Origin of the sequence: Bhargavaea massiliensis (assembly GCF_018390575.1) — a bacterium.
GTDB lineage: Bacteria > Bacillota > Bacilli > Bacillales_A > Planococcaceae > Bhargavaea > Bhargavaea massiliensis.
Genome location: NZ_JAHBCJ010000001.1, coordinates 25,294 through 44,607 on the forward strand (window position 1 = coordinate 25,294; position 19,314 = coordinate 44,607).

21 protein-coding genes are annotated in these 19,314 nt (G+C 54.7%); 9 read left to right on the forward strand and 12 right to left on the reverse strand.

The features are described from left to right. Positions 1-3 precede the first annotated feature (3 nt). Together KHA84_RS00115 and KHA84_RS00120 are read right to left on the reverse strand one after the other, a co-directional pair. A complete protein-coding gene (locus KHA84_RS00115) occupies positions 4-1,287 on the reverse strand; it encodes an ABC transporter permease (protein ID WP_213421147.1) in 1,284 nt (427 codons plus the stop codon). Further along, positions 1,277-1,975 (reverse strand): ABC transporter ATP-binding protein, encoded by a 699-nt coding sequence (locus tag KHA84_RS00120; protein ID WP_213421148.1) that lies wholly within the window; start codon positions 1,973-1,975, stop codon positions 1,277-1,279. The genes KHA84_RS00115 and KHA84_RS00120 overlap by 11 nt, the downstream gene beginning before the upstream one ends. Positions 1,976-2,289: 314 nt before the next feature. Here KHA84_RS00120 and KHA84_RS00125 point away from each other — a divergent pair, with 314 nt between their 5' ends. The 3 genes from KHA84_RS00125 (at position 2,290) to KHA84_RS00135 (ending at position 3,546) form a co-directional block, all read left to right on the forward strand. Then, the gene (locus KHA84_RS00125; protein WP_213421149.1) at positions 2,290-2,526 is read left to right on the forward strand and encodes a GtrA family protein; all 237 of its coding nucleotides are present in this window, start codon (positions 2,290-2,292) and stop codon (positions 2,524-2,526) included. Continuing rightward, positions 2,517-2,747, forward strand: a complete 231-nt coding sequence (locus KHA84_RS00130) for a hypothetical protein (protein ID WP_213421150.1) — start codon at positions 2,517-2,519, stop codon at positions 2,745-2,747. The genes KHA84_RS00125 and KHA84_RS00130 overlap by 10 nt, the downstream gene beginning before the upstream one ends. A 505-nt stretch (positions 2,748-3,252) precedes the next feature. Next, entirely contained in the window at positions 3,253-3,546 is a 294-nt protein-coding gene (locus KHA84_RS00135; RefSeq protein WP_213421152.1) for a hypothetical protein, read from the forward strand. A 174-nt stretch (positions 3,547-3,720) separates the two neighbouring features. Here the strand turns inward: KHA84_RS00135 and KHA84_RS00140 are convergent, their stop codons facing one another. Further along, positions 3,721-5,295, reverse strand: coding sequence for a flotillin family protein (locus KHA84_RS00140; RefSeq protein WP_213421154.1), 1,575 nt, complete (start codon positions 5,293-5,295; stop codon positions 3,721-3,723). A gap of 56 nt (positions 5,296-5,351) precedes the next feature. Beyond that, the gene (locus KHA84_RS00145) at positions 5,352-5,894 is read right to left on the reverse strand and encodes an NfeD family protein (protein WP_213421156.1); all 543 of its coding nucleotides are present in this window, start codon (positions 5,892-5,894) and stop codon (positions 5,352-5,354) included. 277 nt (positions 5,895-6,171) lie between these two features. Between KHA84_RS00145 and KHA84_RS00150 the strand changes: the two genes are divergently transcribed. Next, positions 6,172-6,372 (forward strand): cold-shock protein, encoded by a 201-nt coding sequence (locus KHA84_RS00150; protein WP_008297547.1) that lies wholly within the window; start codon positions 6,172-6,174, stop codon positions 6,370-6,372. Positions 6,373-6,427: 55 nt separating this feature from the next. On the opposite strand, the gene KHA84_RS00155 is transcribed toward KHA84_RS00150, so the two are convergent. Next, positions 6,428-6,649: a hypothetical protein gene (locus KHA84_RS00155; RefSeq protein WP_213421158.1), complete on the reverse strand. Its 222-nt coding sequence runs from the start codon at positions 6,647-6,649 to the stop codon at positions 6,428-6,430. A 34-nt stretch (positions 6,650-6,683) separates the two neighbouring features. Then, a complete protein-coding gene (locus KHA84_RS00160; protein WP_213421160.1) occupies positions 6,684-7,124 on the reverse strand; it encodes a MarR family winged helix-turn-helix transcriptional regulator in 441 nt (146 codons plus the stop codon). Between the two features lie 146 nt (positions 7,125-7,270). Between KHA84_RS00160 and KHA84_RS00165 the strand changes: the two genes are divergently transcribed. Beyond that, entirely contained in the window at positions 7,271-7,768 is a 498-nt protein-coding gene (locus KHA84_RS00165; protein ID WP_213421161.1) for a CarD family transcriptional regulator, read from the forward strand. Positions 7,769-8,017: 249 nt separating this feature from the next. After that, entirely contained in the window at positions 8,018-10,162 is a 2,145-nt protein-coding gene (locus KHA84_RS00170) for an MMPL family transporter (protein ID WP_213421163.1), read from the forward strand. Positions 10,163-10,387: 225 nt separating this feature from the next. Here the strand turns inward: KHA84_RS00170 and KHA84_RS00175 are convergent, their stop codons facing one another. The 5 genes from KHA84_RS00175 to KHA84_RS00195 all read right to left on the reverse strand — a co-directional run bounded on the left by KHA84_RS00175 (position 10,388) and on the right by KHA84_RS00195 (position 14,641). After that, a complete protein-coding gene (locus KHA84_RS00175; RefSeq protein ID WP_213421165.1) occupies positions 10,388-11,815 on the reverse strand; it encodes a polysaccharide deacetylase family protein in 1,428 nt (475 codons plus the stop codon). A gap of 144 nt (positions 11,816-11,959) precedes the next feature. Further along, positions 11,960-12,880 carry a DMT family transporter gene (locus tag KHA84_RS00180; RefSeq protein ID WP_213421167.1) on the reverse strand — a complete coding sequence of 307 codons (921 nt, stop codon included), beginning with the start codon at positions 12,878-12,880 and terminating at the stop codon, positions 11,960-11,962. 75 nt (positions 12,881-12,955) lie between these two features. Continuing rightward, the gene (locus tag KHA84_RS00185) at positions 12,956-13,351 is read right to left on the reverse strand and encodes an HIT family protein (RefSeq protein ID WP_336511056.1); all 396 of its coding nucleotides are present in this window, start codon (positions 13,349-13,351) and stop codon (positions 12,956-12,958) included. A 97-nt stretch (positions 13,352-13,448) separates the two neighbouring features. Continuing rightward, positions 13,449-13,916: a hypothetical protein gene (locus KHA84_RS00190; RefSeq protein ID WP_213421168.1), complete on the reverse strand. Its 468-nt coding sequence runs from the start codon at positions 13,914-13,916 to the stop codon at positions 13,449-13,451. An 83-nt stretch (positions 13,917-13,999) separates the two neighbouring features. Beyond that, a complete protein-coding gene (locus tag KHA84_RS00195; protein WP_213421169.1) occupies positions 14,000-14,641 on the reverse strand; it encodes a pentapeptide repeat-containing protein in 642 nt (213 codons plus the stop codon). Between the two features lie 237 nt (positions 14,642-14,878). Here KHA84_RS00195 and KHA84_RS00200 point away from each other — a divergent pair, with 237 nt between their 5' ends. The 3 genes from KHA84_RS00200 (at position 14,879) to KHA84_RS00210 (ending at position 18,402) form a co-directional block, all read left to right on the forward strand. Continuing rightward, the gene (locus tag KHA84_RS00200) at positions 14,879-16,024 is read left to right on the forward strand and encodes a zinc-dependent alcohol dehydrogenase (protein ID WP_213421172.1); all 1,146 of its coding nucleotides are present in this window, start codon (positions 14,879-14,881) and stop codon (positions 16,022-16,024) included. A gap of 266 nt (positions 16,025-16,290) precedes the next feature. Next, positions 16,291-17,073 carry an RsiV family protein gene (locus KHA84_RS00205; protein WP_213421174.1) on the forward strand — a complete coding sequence of 261 codons (783 nt, stop codon included), beginning with the start codon at positions 16,291-16,293 and terminating at the stop codon, positions 17,071-17,073. Positions 17,074-17,262: 189 nt separating this feature from the next. After that, positions 17,263-18,402: a CAP domain-containing protein gene (locus KHA84_RS00210; protein ID WP_213421176.1), complete on the forward strand. Its 1,140-nt coding sequence runs from the start codon at positions 17,263-17,265 to the stop codon at positions 18,400-18,402. A 156-nt stretch (positions 18,403-18,558) separates the two neighbouring features. Here KHA84_RS00210 and KHA84_RS00215 read toward each other — a convergent pair whose 3' ends face one another. Beyond that, positions 18,559-19,119 (reverse strand): superoxide dismutase family protein, encoded by a 561-nt coding sequence (locus KHA84_RS00215; protein WP_213421177.1) that lies wholly within the window; start codon positions 19,117-19,119, stop codon positions 18,559-18,561. Positions 19,120-19,314 lie beyond the last annotated feature (195 nt).

Sequence of the window (19,314 nt, forward strand, 5' to 3'; positions counted from 1 at the left end):
CACTCAAAGCTCATGCCGCAGCGCACCGATGACATCCGTCTTCGTCGCTTTGCGCGCCGGACGCCAGCCGGAGATCATGGCGACGGTCAACGAGATGGCGGATGCAATCAGGACAAGCTGCCACGGGATGACGGAGAAGGTTACCTCGAATGAATCCCCCGTCTTCCCACCGAGCGCGGCGTCAACAATGATCGGGAGAATCGCATTCGCCGCAAAACTCACGCCATAAGAGATTACCACCGCAATAACCGTGCCGATTAGCCCGATCCATGCACTTTCCATCAGGAACAGCCGCCGGATCAGTTTCGGGTCTGCACCGAGCGCTTTCATGACGCCGATCTCGCGGGTCCGTTCCGTTACTGCCATCGTCATCGTGTTGAAGATGCCGATCGAGGCAATCAGGATTGCGATCGTCCCGACAAAAATAAGACCCGCTTTCAGAGCAAGGAAGAACACATCGATCTGCTCGATCTCCTCAGAAACCGAATAGACCGCGTACCCGTCATTCTTCAGCGCCTGTGTAATGGCCTTTACATTGGCCAAGTCATCTGCATACACATTCACCGAGCTATTCGTGAACGGCATGCCTTCCTCTTCAGGCCGACCCGCAGAAGCCGCCGCGTATGCCGATCCCATTTCTTCCATAAAGGATTCATCCAGGTACAGGTACCCGTCAAATGCCCAGTCCTTGCCCGGCGCTTCTTTGACTCCAACGATGGTGAATGGCCATGTTGCCGGTGCGCTTTCATCATTACCGCCTTCGAATGAGAACGTGAATGTTTGCCCGATGACGTTCCCTTCATAGGAAGCCGGTTCTTCGCCTTCTTCCACTTCCACGCTTTCATCAATCAGTTGCGCGGCAAACTGGGATCCGACGATCACCTCGCCCGGTTTTTCCGGGAACCGCCCTTCTGCCAGCCTGAAGCCGGAGGCCTGTTCGTCTTTAAAGTCGGTGAAGTACGTATTGAGATGCCCTCTATGGGCTCCTATTTCTCCAACAGCCGCCGGTGCGAGCTGCTTGCGGTGGACGACCGCCTCGACATGGCCGATCTCCTTCATCGCATCGGCTTTCGCGTCTGTCATGTTTTCGCTGTACACTTCGATCTGAGTCACCATCTGGTTCGACAGGATGTCATCCTTGATCGTCTTCTGCAGCCCGAATCCGACTGATGCGAGGACGATCAGGAACGCCGTGCCCATCGTCGCGGCCAGCACCGTCATAAACACGCGCAGCCGGTTTCGCCGGATATGTTGGCGGACAAACGCGACCTGGTCCTTAAACGACATGGCGGAGGCCCCCTTCCGTAAGCTCTCCGTCGTGCATGCGGTACTGGCGGTTCGCGATGGCCGCAACCTCGTCGTCATGCGTGATAATAACGAACGTGATGCCGTATTTCCGGTTGAGCGACAAAATTAGGTTCAGGATATCCTGTTCGGTCTCGGAGTCGAGGCTGCCAGTCGGCTCATCTGCGAAAATGACCGGCGGCTCGGTGATGAGAGCCCGGGCAATCCCGACCCGCTGCTGCTGGCCGCCCGACAGCTCGTTCGGATAATGCCCGCGGATTGCTGTCAGGCCAGTGCTCTCCATCAGTTCCTCCACTTTCCGCTTCCGTTCCCGTGCCGGCACGCCCTTTAGTATCAATGGCAGTTCGATGTTCTCAAACGCCGTCAGCCCGGGCATCAGCTGGAAGTTCTGAAAGACGAACCCAAACCGGTCGAGCCGGAATGCCGCCCGCTGCGCCTCGTTCATGGAGGTGAGATCCGCGCCGTCCACAAGCACCCGTCCCGCATCCGGCTGCAGGAATCCGGCCAGGATGTGAAGAAGCGTCGACTTCCCGGACCCGCTCCGTCCGACGATTGACACGATCTCCCCGTCTTGAGCTTTTAATGACAGTTCTTTTAAGACGGGCACTTCCGTCTCCCTTCCTTTCTTGCCGACCCGGAACGAATGGGACAGCCCCTTTACTTCTATCATGTTCATTCCTCCAATAAGTGGTTGGTGATTCCAGTATAGGGGGAGAATCTGAAGGATTACGGAGGGGGAAAGTGAAGATTTTCTTAAGGTGGGAAGGCGAGTGGTCTCATTGATTGGAAGAGAGTGCGCCGTCGCCCGTGAGTTTACATGGTCAGGTCCCGAGATTGCACATTTAGCCCTTGAGATTACACATTGGTGCACCGAGTTTACACGTTCGGCTTACGAGTCTACACGTTCCCCCTAATTTACACATCCCCGCCCCGATTCACCCGACAGCCGTAAGGGTATGGGACATATAAAAAGGAGGTGCGGCCATGAAGAGAATCCGGAAAGAGACGTACCGCACCTTCAGCTGGTTCACGCTGTCGGCCGTCGCCTCATTTACCATCGACATCGGCCTGTTCTGGGTGTTCTCGAGATGGCTTGAAGAAGACTCGCCGGTCATGTACATCACGTTTGCGACCGTCATTGCCCGGACCATGTCCGCGGTGTTCAACTACACCGTCAACCGGCGCCTCGTCTTTAAGTCCGGATCGAAAATTTGTTCCTGAAATACGCGGCACTCGTTCTTTTCAACATGGCCGCTTCCGCCGCTCTTGTCACCATTCTTCACTTCCTGTTCAGGTTCATCAATGAAACGATCCTCAAAGTGCTCGTCGACTTCGGCCTGTTCATTGGCGGTTTCCTGATCCAGCGCGCGTGGGTGTTCGCAGGAAAACAAAGCGACCGCCAGACTAAGGTACTCATCAAAAAAGCCCCTGTCCGAAAATGATTCTTCCGGAGCAGGGGCGGATGGTTCGTGGCATGTTAAACTAAATGGACAGCGATACGGTTTGCAAAGGGTGGTCTGCCCACTCCCCGCGAGAGGGGGTGAGGCCTTTGTCCATATATGAAGCGCTAATGTTCGCAGTCACTTTCGCGGCACTATGCGTGGCAATTATGGAATCAACGAACAAAAAATGACCCCCTGCTGAGTTCGCCGCTCGATAGGTGAGGTCATTTTTTGGATGATCCTTATTACGGGCAGGCCTCAGTTGCACCGTTCGCTGGGCCATCCGGTTGCAGCCGGGTGGCTTTTTCATGCATCTGATCCCTTTGTTTTCAGTATACCACCGCAATAACTTTTTTCAAACGCTCCTATTAAACCTCCTCGATTGGCGGGCATCTAAGGCAAATCTTCTATATAATATACGCACTTTCATGCCATTCAGAACCTGATTTTTGAATAGCGCACTTCAGCACAGTTGGGTAAAATAGATAAAAAAGGAGGACTGCCGATGATTTCCAACCGCCGTCTTCTAGCTGTATCCGTCGTGCTTTTGGCGACCGGCATCAGCCTGAACATTCTCCTCACTCGCCTTGGTTACTTTGCCGGCTCGGACGCCAGCATGATCAGCGTCCCGATTTCTTCTGAACAAGGTTACTTTGCCTCCGGCCTTGCGCTTGTGACATTGATGGTCACCGGAATCATCCTGCTCATGACCTCTCTTAAAAAGAAACGGACTGCCGCTTTCGTCATTTCACTTGCAGTGGTCATCCTGCTCCCCCCGATCATTCAGAGCGTTCTCTGACAAGAAGGCCAAGCGATCATTACAAGCATTCCATTGATCGGCATGCTCATCTCCCTGATGGCGGTGGTCGCCATCCCCGCTTTTATCCGCTATCCCTATCCTGAAGATCAGGGGATAAGATGAACCCGGATCCCAAGCCTCCTACAAGGCCAGGATCCGGGTTGATTCATTTCATCAAACTTCCACTTGCTCCACGTCTTCCGTCGGGGATTCCTCTTCCGCTGCTTCAGGCACAGATGCTTCTTTCTTCTCCCGCTTTTCCTTCATTTCAAACGCGATGTCGTCGAGGCTCGGGCGCAGGTTGTGCTTGCCGGAATAGTTCTCGAGCATTTCCTTCACGTCGATGCCGGAGCTTGCCTTGAGTGATTCCTGAAGGCTCGTCATAAGACCGGTGGCATAGCCCGCGACGCGGTTGGCGCCGCCGCCTTCCCCGCCACCCGTGTCGACGACCGTCAGCTTGTCGATGTTGCTGAGCGGAGTCGCGACGTTTTTCGCGTATTCCGGAAGCATCCGGACGATCATATCGAGCACCGCGGCCTGGCCGTACTGTTCGAATGCTTCGGCAATCTTGCGTTTGGCTTCCGCCTCGGCAAGACCCTTCAGGCGGATAACGTCCGCTTCCGATTCACCTTGCGCGCGCTCGGATTCGGCCTTGGCAATCCCGTCCAGCCGGATCTTTTCTGCGTCAGCTTTCGCGCGGGCTTCGATGCGATATTTCTCAGCGTCCGCTTCGGCAAGCTGCTTCGCCTTGTCCGCGGCCGCGCTCTGCTCGACGGCGTAGCGGTCGGCGTCCGCCTTTTTCTTGACTTCGGAGTCGTACTGGCGCTCACGGCGCTGGATTTCCTTTTCCTCGAGTTCAATCTGTTTTTGACGCTCGATGATGCGCACCTGCATCTCCTGCTCGGTGACTTCCTGCTTGGCGCGGGCGGATTCCAGTTCGTACGCCTGGTCGGCGCGCGCTTTCGCTACGTCCTGCTCGCGGCGGTATTCCGCGACCTTCAGCTGATTATCCTTCTCGGACTCGGCGATTTCGGTCGCGCGGAACAGTTCCGCCTGCTTCGCTTCTTTGTCGGCCTCAGCGCGCTTGATCCGCGTTTCCTTTTCCGCTTCCGCCGTCGCGATGTCTGCATCGCGTTTGACCTGGGCGATCCGCGGCTTCCCGAGCGAGTCGAGGTAGCCGTTTTTATCACGGACGTCTTTAATCGTAAAGGAAACGATGACAAGCCCCATTTTCGCGAGATCATGCGAAGCGACGCGCTGCACTTCCTGGGAGAATTTATCGCGGTTCTTGTAGATTTCCTCGACAGTCATCGATCCGAGAATCGAACGGAGGTGGCCTTCCAGCACTTCCTTCGCTTCGTTCTCACGGTCTTCCTTTGCCTTACCGAGAAACTGCTCGGCGGCCGTTGCTATTTCGGAGATCGAGCCGCCGATCTTGATGATCGCCGTGCCGTCCGCCATGACAGGCACGCCCTGCTCGGTGTACACTTCCGGAGTGGTCACCTCAAGCTTGCTCGACAGCAAGCTGAGCGGTTCCGCCTGCTGGAATACCGGGAAGACAAACGTTCCGCCGCCGCGGATGATCTTGATCTTGTTCCCCGATTCATCCGTGTGCACATTTTTCGAACCCAGATAACTTCCCGTGACAATCAGCGCTTCATCCGGTCCTGCAGTGCGGTAGCGCGTCACATAAACGCCGATAATGGCCAGAAGCACGAATGCGACAATCCCAATTGCAATCCAAACCATTTTTACAGCCCCCTTTTAATAAAAATCAAACATGCGAACAAGTGGTGGAGAAAGATTCAGGAAAGCTCTTTGAACCGAAACGGTTCGTACTCCTTCACGATGAGCGTGCCTTCCCGGATCTCAATGATCAGCACTTCCCTGTCGTAGTCGATCGCGGCATTTTCCAGACCTGCCGCCCGCTTTGAAATGAGTCCGTTCACCGTTTCGATGACGACCTCGCCGAACCCGTCTTCCGGAACCGGCGTGATTACGCGGCCGACCTGGCCGAGGAGCGACTCCTCGGTATAGGCGGTCGACGCCTCAGCAGACCGGAGCGGCAGGAGAACAAAGAAATAAAGAAGAAACGACAGCACCGCCGAGACTCCGGCCGAGACCGCCAGGATTGTGACACTTCCCAACCCCGTCACGTTCTCAAAGATGAACCCGGAAGCCGACAAAAATGTAATGAATGCCAGGATCACCGCCGGATTAAGGAAAGGCAATGCTTCTCCCGCACCGTCCGCAACATCCCCGAAAAACAGGTACAGCACTGTTGCAAGCCCGGCAACGATCAGAACAATCAGATACAGCTGCTCCACCGGCAGCCCGAACACGACCATTTTCTCCACCCCCTCTGTTTGCTTACCTTCTATACGAAACAAGGATTTGAATGGTTTCAAAAATTTCACAAAAGCTGATACGAGAAGACAGAGGTCTGTCTTCTCAAAACTCTTCGGCATTTCACTTGCAATGATCTGGATAGGCTGTTATGATGTAGAAGAATTATTTTTGTTCGGCAATGACGTTCGGGTGGAATTCGCTTCATCCTGACACATCAAGACTTGAGCAAGGATAGTAACACACGTGTGCCAAATGGCATGCAAGGAGGAAACAAACATGGAACAAGGTAAAGTAAAATGGTTTAACGCAGAAAAGGGCTTCGGTTTCATCGAGCGCGAAGATGGCGACGATGTATTCGTACACTTCTCCGCTATCCAGCAAGACGGGTTCAAGTCCCTTGATGAAGGTCAAGAAGTAGAATTTGAAATCGAAGAAGGCCCACGTGGTCTTCAAGCTGCGAACGTCGTAAAAATGTAATCCATTTAACGACAACTAAAACGCCGTCTCCTCCGGGAGACGGCGTTTTTTTGGTTTACCACGGATTGGCGAGCAGGAACCCCATCAGCAGCAACGCCACGATCAGCAGGTTCCATCCCCGCTTTTCCCCTTCCTTCGGCCGGATGACCCGGTAGACGAAGGCAAGCGCAAACGCAAGGAACATAAAGCGGAACAGACCTCGGTTAAAAATTGAAGCCACAAAAATCACCAAAGCAATCCCGAAAAGAATCTTTTCGGCTGTCGACAGATTCTTCACCTGGATTCCCTCCTGCTTTCTTTGACTCTCCCCTTTACAATTCCCTGTTTTTCAGTCCCCAATCCATAGCCAGAATCTCCTTGAGCGCCGCAACCTTGTCGGTTCCAATCGCCTCGGCGATCCGGGTCTCCAGTTCCGCTTTCAGCTTTTCATTATTCTCATAGCACTCATGCCCGAGTTCCGTCAGGCGGACGCGCTTTACTTTTCTATTCCGCTCATCGTCAGACACTGCGACAAGCCCCTTTTCCAACATTTTGCGGATCAGCTTGTGGGTCGCCTGGCGGGTGATGTCGACCTGCCGGCTCACTTCAGCAATTGTTGGCTCCCCGCCGCCGATCCTTGCCATGACAAACCATTCCGAGTTGGAAATTGCCATGTCTCCGCGCTCATTCCACAGTTCCTCTGCAATCCGCCGAAGCCCGAAATGGCGCTCTCCAAGCAAATCAATCAAGTCCAGGCCGCTCATTTCCTGCATCCTGACCCTTCCTCTCTATATCCGTTTCTTAACGGGATTATCATGACAAGCATCGGTCTGATTGTCAACCGATTTGACAATACAGCTAGATAAGGGTACAATGAATGTAAACTTAGTTGACAATATGCCATGAGGAGGCCATGCGGATGTTTGAGATCGGTGATGTCGTCATCTATTCCGAGCACGGACTGTGCAAAATCGATGACATTTGCAAGAAGGATCTGTTTGGCGAGACCCGGCTTTACTATGTACTCCATCCGATTGGAGAACAGACGCTGAAGATCAGCACGCCGGTGGACGGCAAGAAAAAACGGCTCATGCGGACAATGAACCGCAAGGAAGCCGAGGAACTGATGGACGTGTTCGGTAGCCCGGGCATTGAATGGGTGGAAAACCCGAAACAGCGGGCGCGCGCTTACCAGAGCCTTGTACAGTCGGGCGAACGCCAGAAGATTGCAGAAGTCACCGGCGCACTCATGGACAAAAAACTCAACACTGATCAGAAAATCTATGACCAGGACCGCAAACTCCTGAACCATGTCCAATCGATTTTGTTCAGGGAGCTTTCGATGGCCCTCGGCATCTCGGTCGAAGATGTGGCCAATCAGGTGGAAGAGCGCATCCTGGCCGGCACCCCACAATAATCATGATTCGCAGACGCATCCCGGAAACGGGGTGCGTTTTTTTGTTGCAGGAACGGAGAAACCTACGAAAGATCACCATCACCGCACGAAAGATCAACTACACGCTACGAAAGATCAATAACACCTCATGAAAGATCAGAACCCCGACTGCCACGGTTACGATATACCTTCATCCGCTTTCTAACCCCCCGCTCTTCCCGCACGACAAATCCTCTTCCTCTCATGTAAACTATTGGAGAAAAACATTCTATGATTGACCTGAAAGGAAGAAGCCTTTTGCGCACGTTAGCGAATCTCGTCATCCGGTTCCCGAAGTGGATCATTGCGCTCTGGATCGTGATTGCCGCCTTCATGGCGTTCCAGGCCATCAAGCTGCCGGGGGTCCTCGAAGGGGACGGTTTCCGGATGGACGGCGAATACGAACAAGTGGCCGACCGGCTGACCGAGGAGTTCGGCCTGCCGGCGGAGACGATGTTCCTCGTCTTCGAGGACATGAGCGATGAGGAAATCGGGACTGCTGTCTCGGATGTGGAGGATCTGGGGCTCGCAGAAGAAATTATATCTCCATTGGACGACGACTCCCTCTACACCGAGAACCTCTCCTATGCCCTCCTTCACTTTGAAGAAGACACGGACATGAGCGCAGCGGTGTCGGCCATCCAGGAAACCGCCGACCATGATGGAGCCGTCCTCACCGGCGGCACCGCAATCAGCGAAGACATCAATAAAGCGAGCCAGCGCGACCTGGTCAAAGCGGAAGCGATCGGACTGCCAATCGCGCTTGTCGTCTTGCTTCTCGCATTCGGTTCGGTCGTCGCGGCACTTGTTCCGTTCTTTGTCGGGATCGCCACGATCATCACGACATTCGGCACGATGACACTGATCGGACAATCGATGGACCTGTCGATCTTCATGCTGAATATCGTGCCGATGCTGGGCCTCGCTCTCAGCATCGACTTCTCGCTCCTGTTCATCAACCGTTACCGCGAGGAGCGGAAAAAGCAGTCGGTCGAGGGAGCAGTCCGGACAACGATCCTCACCGCGGGACGATCCGTCCTGTTTTCCGCGTTTTGTGTGTTCATCGGGCTCGGCGCCCTGTTCATCATCCAGATCGACCTGTTCAAGAACATCGGTGTCGGCGGCATGGCGGTCGTCTCGCTGGCCGTCCTGTCGTCACTCACCCTGCTTCCGGCCGTTCTGCTTGTTCTCGGCGACCGGCTGAACAAGTGGACGATCCTCAAGGTGAAAGAGGAAGGTGCGAGCGGCTGGCGCAAGTTTGCGGAACGCGTCATCAGGCGACCGGTACTCGTCACGATCGGCGCCCTTATCATCTTGGGCGTCTGCATGATTCCGGTGAAAGACATGGAGTTGACCATTCCGGAGATGGACTCACTCCCGGCTTCCAATGACACGCGCCAAGCATTTGAAAAAATCGAGGATGAGTTTGGCCTGTCCAATTCCACGGCCTACCTGATCGCAGAGCGCGAGGGCGGCTGGGAAGACGAAGACGGCATCCGAGAAATCGAGAAGCTGCAGGATGCCCTCCTCGATGACAGCCGCATCGATGAAGTTTCCACCATCTTCACCGAAGGAGAAATCGAAGATGCCGACACATGGCTGCAGGCCACCCAGATGCCGGAAACGGCCGCAGCTGTCGAGCCGCTCCTCGATTCCTTCATCGAAGGAGACTCGCTTCTCGTCCCGGTCACGCTGAAGCCGGAAGGCGCGTCGGCAGAAGCCCAGGATTGGGCGCGCGACTGGGCGGAAAAGGAGACCGAATGGAATCTGTCTATCGGCGGTTATCCGAAATTCAACCAGGAGATCTTCGATGAGATCTGGGACAAGATCGCCTATGTGCTCGTGATCATCATCGTATCGACGTACATCATCCTGATGATTGCGTTCCGCTCCGTCCTGATTCCGCTGAAGGCGATCATCATGAACGTCATCGGCCTGTCCGCGGCATTCGGCGCGCTCGTCTATATCTTCCAGTACGGCCACTTCGGCCTGGAAGCCGGCACGATCGCCCTGATCATCCCGGTGCTCGTCTTCAGCCTCGTCTTCGGACTGAGCATGGACTACGAAGTATTCCTTATCTCGCGCATCCAGGAGGAATACACGAAGGACTACGACAACGACCGCGCGACCGTCGAAGGGCTTGCCGCGACAAGCAAGATCATCACGTCCGCGGCACTGATCATGATCGTGCTCACCGGCGCATTCGCGTTCACGGAAGTCATGCCTGTCAAGCAGATCGGCGTCGGCATCGCGATCGCCGTCGCCATCGACGCAACGATCATCCGCCTCCTCCTCGTCCCGAGCCTCATGAAGCTGTTCGGCAAATGGAACTGGTGGATGCCGTTCCGTAAAGGGCCGTACAAGGGCGGGAATTAGCATTAAAAAACAATAGAGGAATGGAAAAAGCGGCTGCTCCAAGTGGGCGGCCGCCTTTTTGTTTTGGTGATCACTATTGAGGCAACGGGTGTAATACGCCTATCAGTATCCACCGTGTTTTCAAGTACTCCCTCCATTCGCGCTAAACCGTTTTAATAATAAATCATGGTATGAAAATGCGGCTGTCTCCCATTGGAACAGCCGCATTTGGTATTTTCCTGAAGCTCACCTGCTGCCGAAGTACGGCCCGACTCCGGCCTGTCCTTTCCATTCCAGCAGCTGGGAGACCGTCACGAACTCATACCCCTCCTGTTCAAGAGCGCTAAGGAGGCCCGGCAGTGAATCGGCGGTCGTCGGGTGGATATCATGCATCAGAACAATTGCCCCGGGTGATGCCTGCTGGAGAATCGTCTGCCGGATGGTGTCGGGATCCCGGTGTTTCCAGTCCAGCGAATCTACCGACCAGAGGATGATTGACTGCCCGGTCTCGTTCATGTAGTCAATGACGCCCTCGTTGTACGCGCCGTACGGAGGCCTGAAATGGTTGACGTCCACTCCTGCCGCGTCTTTGATCCGCTTGGTCGTGCCCGCAATTTCGTCAAGGATTTTTGCAGCGTCTGCCTTGGACAGATCCGGATGGCTTCCGGAATGGTTGCCGATCTCATGACCGGCCCCCGCCACTTCTCTGACAAGTCCCGGGTAGTACTCCGCCTGGCTTCCCAGCATGAAAAAGGTCGCTTTGGCGTTGTGCTCCTTGAGTGCCCGCAAGATTTTCGGCGTGACGGTGGCGCTTGGTCCATCATCGAATGTCAGTGCAATGTACTTTCCGTCCGGGTCAAGCTTCAGCTGTTCGCGCTCCCGGATCGCGTCCAGTTCCCGGACCTTCTCTTCGGGCATCGCCAAATACGATTGGATGCTCTTTTTCAGAAAAACTGCGATTTTCTCGACCGGGACGTCCAGCTCCACTTCCCCGGCGGCGCCCGCCGCGATTTCATATTCGTCCCAGTACAAGGTGAAATGCTCATTGTCGATTGACCATTTCCAGTTGTCCGGATTGCCCATTACTTCATTGAAAAGGGTTTGGTCCACATAAAGCTGCCATTCATGATTGCTTTGAAGCCCTTCCCAGATGATTTCCTTTATCTGCTCAATGCTCTCCCCGTCCAGCTCCAGAACGTCGCCCAGTTCGAGGAGCCGACCGTTCGACATGTCCAGGTTAAAAACGTTCACCTTGTTCTGGCCGTTGGCACCCCCGGTGATCGAATAAGAGCGGAACACCAGGCTATAGAAGTGTTCCGACATCCGGTTTGTTTCAACTTGAATGTTGAGATGTCCCCTCATGGAGTCGTCCGGGTCCTCTTTGTATTTCCCGACTTCCTTGAGAAACGCTTCTGTTTCCCTGTTGATCCACCGGTCGATCGACTCATTGATGACCTGATGCTCCGTTTCAGGCTGGCTGATGGAATATGTATAGTGATCCGTTTCCTTGGTCAGCGTATGGAGGTCAAGTCCCGGATACTTACTAATAGTTGTTACGGTTTCTGCCGACTTGCGGAGATCCGCCGAACCAGAAAGCTGGATCACCCCGGCTACAATCAAGATCATCGCCGTACCGATGACGACCCATGCCGGAAACTTTAATCGTTTAATCACAAGAAACTTCCTTTCAGGTAATGCTAAGTCTCTCTAAAGGATACAGGAAAATCCTATTTTATGACACAGGCATTACGAATGCTTCAACATTGTTTCACCATTTATTAAAAAAAGACAGTTGCCCCCCCTTCGGGCGCAACTGTCTCACTCACTATTTATAGAATCTTGTTTTTTCAAGAGAGCCAGCATCAGAATCATGGCGATGATGCAGGACGTGCCCAGCCACTGATAAAAACCGAACGGTACGCCCAGCCAGAATACAGTCGTCAGGACTGCCGCCAGCGGCTCCAGGCTGCCAAGCAAACTCGTTTCCTTCGGCGCCAGGCTCTGAAGGCTTTCAATATAAAACCAGAAGGCGATCATCGTGCCGAAGATGATGACAAACGCAATGTAGCCGATCGCCTCCGCGTCCAGGCCCGACAAGTCGATCTTCCACGGGGGATGAACGAAACTCAGCGCAAATCCACCGATGATCATCGCCCAGCCGACAATGACCAGTGAATCAAACCTGGCGAGAAGCGGAATGGCGTACAGCGTGTAAAAGGCCAAAGACACTCCTGACAGCACACCCCAGATGACGGCGGGCGCCGGAACGGACAGGCCGGAAAGCGAGCCGTTCGTCAGCAGGAGAAAACAGCCGCCCAGCGCGAGAATGACTGTTGCCAGATCTACCCGGCGGAATACAGCCTGCCTGCGGAGGACCAAGTAAAAGATGATCATGACCGGCGCCAAGTACTGGAGCAATGTCGCCACCGCGGCATTGCCGTGTCTGATGGAGGCCATGTAGGTATACTGGACCGCCAGCATGCCAAGAAGCCCGAACACGATCAGTTGGACCCCTGTCCGCTTTTCTTTCCAGACGCCAAAAATCTGGGACCGGTCCTTCATCAGAAACTGGATGGCTAATAGAAGCAGCCCGGCAATGAGAAGCCTGGTCGTGACGAGCCAGTTGACGTCGATTCCGTACTGCTGGAACAGCTTTTGGGCGACGGTACCGCCGATGCCCCACAGTGTCGCTCCCGTGATGACAAGGAAAAATCCTGTTTTCCTCGAGGTGTTGTCCATCGTTCTCCCCCCAGTATTTCTCTCTTAAAAAGACGCTTCCGGGGATACGGAAGCGCCCATTATGATGAAAGGCTCTCATGGTCCTGGTCTCTTGTTGTCCCGGCTTTTCAGCCAGTGCCGGATTCCTTTTCCGGCGTAGGGTTCATCAGCAAATCTCGGAATGACATGAAGGTGGGCGTGCGGGATGTGCTGGCCCCCGGTCTCGCCGGCATTCCAGCCGATGTTGTACCCTTCCGGCGAGAATTCCCGGTCAATCATCGCCTTCGCCTCTGTTAGCAGGTCTTGTGTTGACCGCCATTCCTCGGGCGTAAGCTCGAATACCGTCTCACGGTGCTCAATGGGTACGATCACCCCGGAGCCTTTCAGCACTTCCTGCGGCATCATGAGGAAGCGGCATAGGTTGTTTTCCAGTACAATTTCCTTCCCTTCCATCAGGGAAAGGGCGCAGAACGGACAGTGTCCGCCGCTCACTGGTCCACCTGGTAGAACACCCAGAAACTGAGCAACACGCCGACCACGACGAGGATGAAAATCGTAAGGAAGACGAAGATAAACTTCTTGCCGTCCATTACTCGGCGCCTCCCGATTTCAGGCGGAAGCCGTCTTCCTTCAGGTACAAGCGGGCTTCCTTCGCGGAGTCGAACCCTTCTTCGAGGTTCTCTCCGTAGTACAGGTTGAAGTAGCCGTTCTCCTCTTTCAGATGGAGTTCGGTGCCTTCACGGTTCACCCATGCTTCATTGACCGGTTCTCCCGCAGGGTCGGTTGAGAGGTAGCGGATCGATCCCGCGATCACTTCTTCCAGCTCGTCCGCCGAGAAGTCACGGATGTTGATAAACCCTTTTTTGTCCGCTTCGAATTGTGGCAACTGGCCGACGTAGACAAAGCCGTTGCCGTTTTCGTGCAGGTGGCGCACGACGATTTTCTTCTCATGGAGCGATTCATCGAAATGGTAATTTACTCGCCCCATCGATACTTCCTTCCGGGTCAATTCCGGGAATTTCGCGATGATGGCCTCTTTTTCTTGAAAACTGAGCATGCTAAACACCTTCCTTATCTCTTTCTGTTCTATCCAGCATTCCCCCGGGTGTCCGTTTCACCCGCAGGGACTTCGCTAGTTGCCTACTCTTCTTCCACGACGATTCCGAACGTGCGGGCAAAGCCGATTGCCTGTTCGCGCGTCACCTTACACCCCGCAAGTTTTCCCGGTGTCACGGTGATCCGGCTGAATTCCGCTTTTGTCAGATCGATGCCGTTAAGATCCGTATCAAGAAAGCTGATGTCGTCGAGCCGGTTTTTGCCGAGTGCCACGGCCTTCATCGAACAGTCGACGAAATCGGCCGACTCGAGCTCGCAGCCATCGAATGCGACACTAAGCAGCTTCGAGAAGTTAAAGCTCGAGTAGCGACCTGCACAATCCGTGAAGCGCACATCGCGGAGCATCGACTCACTGAAGACGGCACCGGTGAGTTTCGATCCCCGGAATTCACAGCGGTGAAGCGAAGACCGGGAAAAGTCCGCGTTCGACAAGTCGCAGCCATCGAACACAACATCCATCAGTTCTGAGGCGGGCGCTCTGAATCCGCGGAAATCGGTTTTCCTGAACAAGACACCGTCGAAGATGACCCGGCCGCCGGCACTTGCCTGTCCGCCCTCCACGCAGGATGTGCGGATGGACGAATCTTCTTCATCGAATGCGTCTTCCCAGGTAGTTTCGGGCAATTCCCTCATCAGTTTTGGAGCCCGGACTTTCACACCGGTCACCTCGTCCACCACTCGGCGAAGAGGATGAACAGGATCACCACGCAGATTGCGAGAACGTAAAACCACATCGGGACACTGTCCATTCCGAAAATCATGCGTTTTCCTCCTCAGCCCGCAATTTGCGGGTTTTCATGTTCCAAGTATACCTGTCCGCCCGCTCCTTCGCACCCCCGGCGTTTACCCGGACCGGAAAGCGGAAACTATAAGGGAGACATCCCCAAAGGAGGAGTTTGACGAATGAGAGCAGTGACATTCCAAGGCACAAAAGACATCCAGGTCAAAAATGTGGAAGCCCCAAAAATCGAAAAAGAGGATGACATCATCATCCGGGTTACCTCCACCGCCATCTGCGGATCGGATCTGCACATCTATGCAGGCTCGATGATGACCCGTCCCGGATTCGTCATCGGCCATGAGCCGATGGGCATCGTCGAGGAAGTCGGCCCCGCCGTTACGAAAGTCAAAAAGGGCGACCGGGTCGTCATCCCGTTCAACGTTGCCTGCGGCGAATGCTGGTACTGCACGCATGATTTAGAAAGCCAGTGCGAACACCCCGACAGCAACCCGACGCCGGGCACAGACTTCGGCGGCTACTTCGGCTATACCGAGATGTTCGGCAACCATCCTGGCGGGCAGGCCGAGTACATGCGCGTTCCGTTCGGCAACTTTCTGCCGTTCGTCATCCCGGAATCGGCGGAAGTGCCGGATGAAGCGGTCCTCTTCATGTCTGATGTACTTCCGACCGCCTATTGGAGCGTGCTCCATTCCGGCGTAAAAAAGGGCGACACGGTCATTGTCCTGGGAAGCGGACCGATCGGCCTCATGACCCAGAAGTTCGCCTGGATGATGGGTGCCAAACGAGTGATTGCGGTTGACCATGTCCCTTACCGCCTGGCCAAGGCAAGGGAAATGAATAAAGTCGAGACGGTCACCTACCGTGAACCGGAAGAGACCGGCAACTATCTTAAGGAACTCACATCCGGCGGCGCCGATGTCGTCATCGACTGCGTCGGGATGGACGGAGAAAAGACCGTTCCGGAAAAGGTGCAGCATAAAATGAAACTTCACGGCGGCTCCCTCACCGCGCTCCGCACCGCCCATCGAGCCGTACGGCGCTTCGGCACCGTCCAGCTGACCGGCGTCTACGGCCTGTGGTACAACGCCTTCCCGCTCGGGCGATTCTTTGAGCGCAACATTACGATCAAGACCGGCCAGGCACCTGTGCCCCACCTCATGCCGGAGCTGTTCAAGATGATCACGGAAAAACAATTCGACCCGACCGAAATCATCTCCCACATCGTCCCGCTCGACGAAGCGCCTATTGCGTATAAGACGTTCTATGAACATGGGGATGAATGCACAAAAGTTGTCCTGAAACCTTAAAATGGTCATGAAGGGCTTTCCCGTTAAAGGAAAGCCTTTTTTATTTCGGGAAAAGTGTTCCGGGCGCCAATAATTGTCCGGTCCGGAGGTTGACAAGAACCGCATTTCCCTTTGCATTATTTTCACAAAACCCGTATCGATGCATACTTTTGTCATTTTCCCTCCCTTCATGCACAAATCAGTGGTATACTGTACGAGTTATTAGGGGGGTCGCCAGAACATATAAAAAACAGGCGGCCAAAAAATAGAAGGGCTGATTTACATTTATGAAAACGCGAATGAAGCGGCCCGGCTGGCCAGCATGGACCCTTTTGGCCGTGCTGGCTCTTACCGCCTTGCTCGGAATCGCCTTTTCGCAATCCGGTGAGCCGGATGCGATCGGCGAAGATTCGGCAATCGCGGACGCGGCCGTAACGAAGGAACTAACGGAAACTCCCGGCCTTCAGCTTCAGACGGTTACTGAACAGACAAAATGGTATACGATGGACATTAATACGGTGACGGCAGATCATCAGGAAGTGGAGAAGCCGATCACCAAGTGGATCGACGAGCAGAAAGATCTTTTTGAAGGCAGCGTCGACGAATATAAAACACAACTCGAAGACGGCGAGCGCGCGCATCTCAGGCTGACGGCGGAAAAGCTGCCCCATAACGGCAGTCTCTACAGCCTGCTCTACACGTCGTATCAGTACACCGGAGGAGAAAACGGCACGATGAAAATCAAGACGTTCAACATCGATCCCTCCGAGGGCCGAATCGTTGAACTGGCGGACCTGTTCGATCTCGAACATGATGGCCGGATTCTTCAGAAGATGGTGAAAGAGCACCTGCAGGAGCAGAAGCCGCTGAAAGACAAACTCTTCAACGACTTGCTTGCAATCGCGCTGAACGACCCGACCTCCTGGAAATGGGCGATCCGCAATGACCGGCTCTCCATTTATTTCGATGAGTATGAAGTCGCGGTAGGAGCGGCAGGCGTCGTCCGTGCGGATATCCCGCTGGACCAAGTGCGCGGTTTCCTTACAGAAGAATATTCCGGACGGCTTTGACTGTCCTTCCTTTTGCCAAGACCCCAACCGGGTCTTTTTGTTTTCTATTGAAAGGAACATCCTCTTTATTGTTTCTGTCCTTATTTATAGAAGGTTGTTTTTGGAGCCCGGCTGACTGATTAAATGTGTCTTTATGCATGAACAAGGTGTCCAGGTGGTAAAATGGAAAGATAAAGGAGGTGATTGTGCATGGTGAGACGGTTGTTCGGACTGATCCTTTTTGCCGTCCTGGTCTTTTTCGCCCGCCCTCTCTGGGAAGAACCGCTGTCCCGTGTCGTTGATCTGTCATTTCTCGACCGGGCAGACGAGCTGATTGCAAACATCGGCGGGCAGCCCGCGGTCGATTCGGCCCTTGGCAAGCTGAATGAAGGCGCCAATTCGCTGTATGCGAAGTTGGAGCAATCCGTTAAGGACGAGCGCGCCCGGCAGTCTTCCGGCGCGGAGGCCGAAAAGCCGGAGCTCGAGCGGCCGGAGTCCGTCCCAATCACCGTGCACAATATCGGGATCGGGGACACCCGTGAGCTTGTCCAGGAAGAACTCGGTGAACCCGCCCGCTCCACGATGAACGAATACGGCACCGAATGGCACGCCTACCATGACGGCTACCACAACTTCGCCATGGTGTCGTTCGACGGGGAAGGCCGCGTAAACGGGTTGTATACCAACCAGGACATTATCTCTTCCACGAGCGATATCGCCTACGGCTCCCAGAAAGCTTCCGTCCGGGCGGAATACGGCCGCCCGCTCGACCGCATCGTCAAAGGGCGTAGTGCATTCCTCATCCAGAGCAATGGCGAGTATGATGTGTTCGAGATCGACAACAGTTATGTCACCATCTTTTATGATCTCCACCGGAACGATACCGTCACCGCCGTCCAGATCATCGAAAAAGAGCTTGAGCAGGATCACGGCGCGCTTTACGGTGCCGCGGATCCCGAACTGAAGGAAGGATTCGAGCGCCAGTTGTTCGACCTGACGAACGCCGCGCGCGTGGCGCACGGCTACGGCGTCCTTGACTGGGACGGGCGCACCGCCGCCACGGCGGTCAAGCACAGCGAGGACATGGCGGTGAATGACTACTTCGCCCATGAAAACCAGCAAGGCCAATCGCCGTTCGATCGCATGGCCGAAGACGGCATCCAGTTCCGGGGTGCCGGCGAGAACCTCGCCTACGGCCAGCCGAGCAGCATCTTCGCCCACGAAGGCCTCATGAACTCGCTCGGCCACCGAAAAAACATCCTGAACGAAGACTTCCGCATGCTCGGCGTGGGTGTCGCCTTCAACGAAGAAGACCAGCCATACTACACGGAGAACTTTCTTTTCAAATGAGTTTAAGGACCCGCATGCCATTGGCGTGGGGGCTTTTTTGTGAATAAATGCGCTCGGGTGGCGTTTCGAGGCACTCGTTTTGTTTTTCGCGGCACTCGGGATGACTTTCAGTTCACTCGCATAAAGAAGACCCGCTGTGTGGACAGCGGGTCTTCCTCACTTCTTATTGAATGCCGCACACGCGATGCGGGCACCGGATTTGCCGGCAGGATCAGTCTTGTAGTCATCCGGTCCTTCATGGACAACGACCGCACTGCCATCCTCATCCAGCAAGTAACCCGGGTGGCCTTCCTTCAGGGAAATATACTGTGAAACCGTTTCGAGATCGACCTTGCCTTCTTCGTCCACTTCGATGTTCGGCAGATCTCCGGCATGGAAACCTTTCGGGTTTTCAAACCCATGCTGCTTATTTTCCGGATTAAAGTGGGAGCCCGCAGACTCGAAGTCAGGCGGCGTGCAGTCGCCTTTTTCGTGCACATGAATCGCCTTGGTTCCGGGTTCGAGTCCCTCCGCGGTGATGCGGATGCCGGTCCCCTGCTTGTCACCCGTGAGGAGGATCGTTCCGACCGTCTTCCCTTCAGCATTGATCAGGTCCGATTCAATGGCGCTGCTCACCCCCTCGCTCATCACCGGAATCTTCTCTTCCTTCCCCATCTGCATCCCGCATCCGGAAAGGACCACGGCTGCTGCAGCCGCTCCGTATATCCATTTCTTCATTCCAATCATCCTCCTTCCTTTGGAGGATGGTCAAGGCGCGGAAAAGGTATTCATCGGGCCGGGCACTGCGGCGACGGCGGCAGTGGAATTCCGGGGCATGGGGTGGAAGTTGGAGTATGGCGTCGCCATTCGGAGTATGGGACGCAAGTTTGGAGTATGGCGGCGCCTTATGTGGTAAATCCGCACCTATGTGGC

Coding starts and splice junctions, on each gene's coding strand:
- KHA84_RS00115 (WP_213421147.1), bottom strand. CDS start 1,287: ATGTCGTTTAAGGACCAGGTCGCGTTTGTCCGCCAACATATCCGGCGA.
- KHA84_RS00120 (WP_213421148.1), bottom strand. CDS start 1,975: ATGATAGAAGTAAAGGGGCTGTCCCATTCGTTCCGGGTCGGCAAGAAA.
- KHA84_RS00125 (WP_213421149.1), top strand. CDS start 2,290: ATGAAGAGAATCCGGAAAGAGACGTACCGCACCTTCAGCTGGTTCACG.
- KHA84_RS00135 (WP_213421152.1), top strand. CDS start 3,253: ATGATTTCCAACCGCCGTCTTCTAGCTGTATCCGTCGTGCTTTTGGCG.
- KHA84_RS00140 (WP_213421154.1), bottom strand. CDS start 5,295: ATGGTTTGGATTGCAATTGGGATTGTCGCATTCGTGCTTCTGGCCATT.
- KHA84_RS00145 (WP_213421156.1), bottom strand. CDS start 5,894: ATGGTCGTGTTCGGGCTGCCGGTGGAGCAGCTGTATCTGATTGTTCTG.
- KHA84_RS00150 (WP_008297547.1), top strand. CDS start 6,172: ATGGAACAAGGTAAAGTAAAATGGTTTAACGCAGAAAAGGGCTTCGGT.
- KHA84_RS00160 (WP_213421160.1), bottom strand. CDS start 7,124: ATGCAGGAAATGAGCGGCCTGGACTTGATTGATTTGCTTGGAGAGCGC.
- KHA84_RS00165 (WP_213421161.1), top strand. CDS start 7,271: ATGTTTGAGATCGGTGATGTCGTCATCTATTCCGAGCACGGACTGTGC.
- KHA84_RS00170 (WP_213421163.1), top strand. CDS start 8,018: ATGATTGACCTGAAAGGAAGAAGCCTTTTGCGCACGTTAGCGAATCTC.
- KHA84_RS00180 (WP_213421167.1), bottom strand. CDS start 12,880: ATGGACAACACCTCGAGGAAAACAGGATTTTTCCTTGTCATCACGGGA.
- KHA84_RS00190 (WP_213421168.1), bottom strand. CDS start 13,916: ATGCTCAGTTTTCAAGAAAAAGAGGCCATCATCGCGAAATTCCCGGAA.
- KHA84_RS00200 (WP_213421172.1), top strand. CDS start 14,879: ATGAGAGCAGTGACATTCCAAGGCACAAAAGACATCCAGGTCAAAAAT.
- KHA84_RS00205 (WP_213421174.1), top strand. CDS start 16,291: ATGAAAACGCGAATGAAGCGGCCCGGCTGGCCAGCATGGACCCTTTTG.
- KHA84_RS00210 (WP_213421176.1), top strand. CDS start 17,263: ATGGTGAGACGGTTGTTCGGACTGATCCTTTTTGCCGTCCTGGTCTTT.
- KHA84_RS00215 (WP_213421177.1), bottom strand. CDS start 19,119: ATGAAGAAATGGATATACGGAGCGGCTGCAGCAGCCGTGGTCCTTTCC.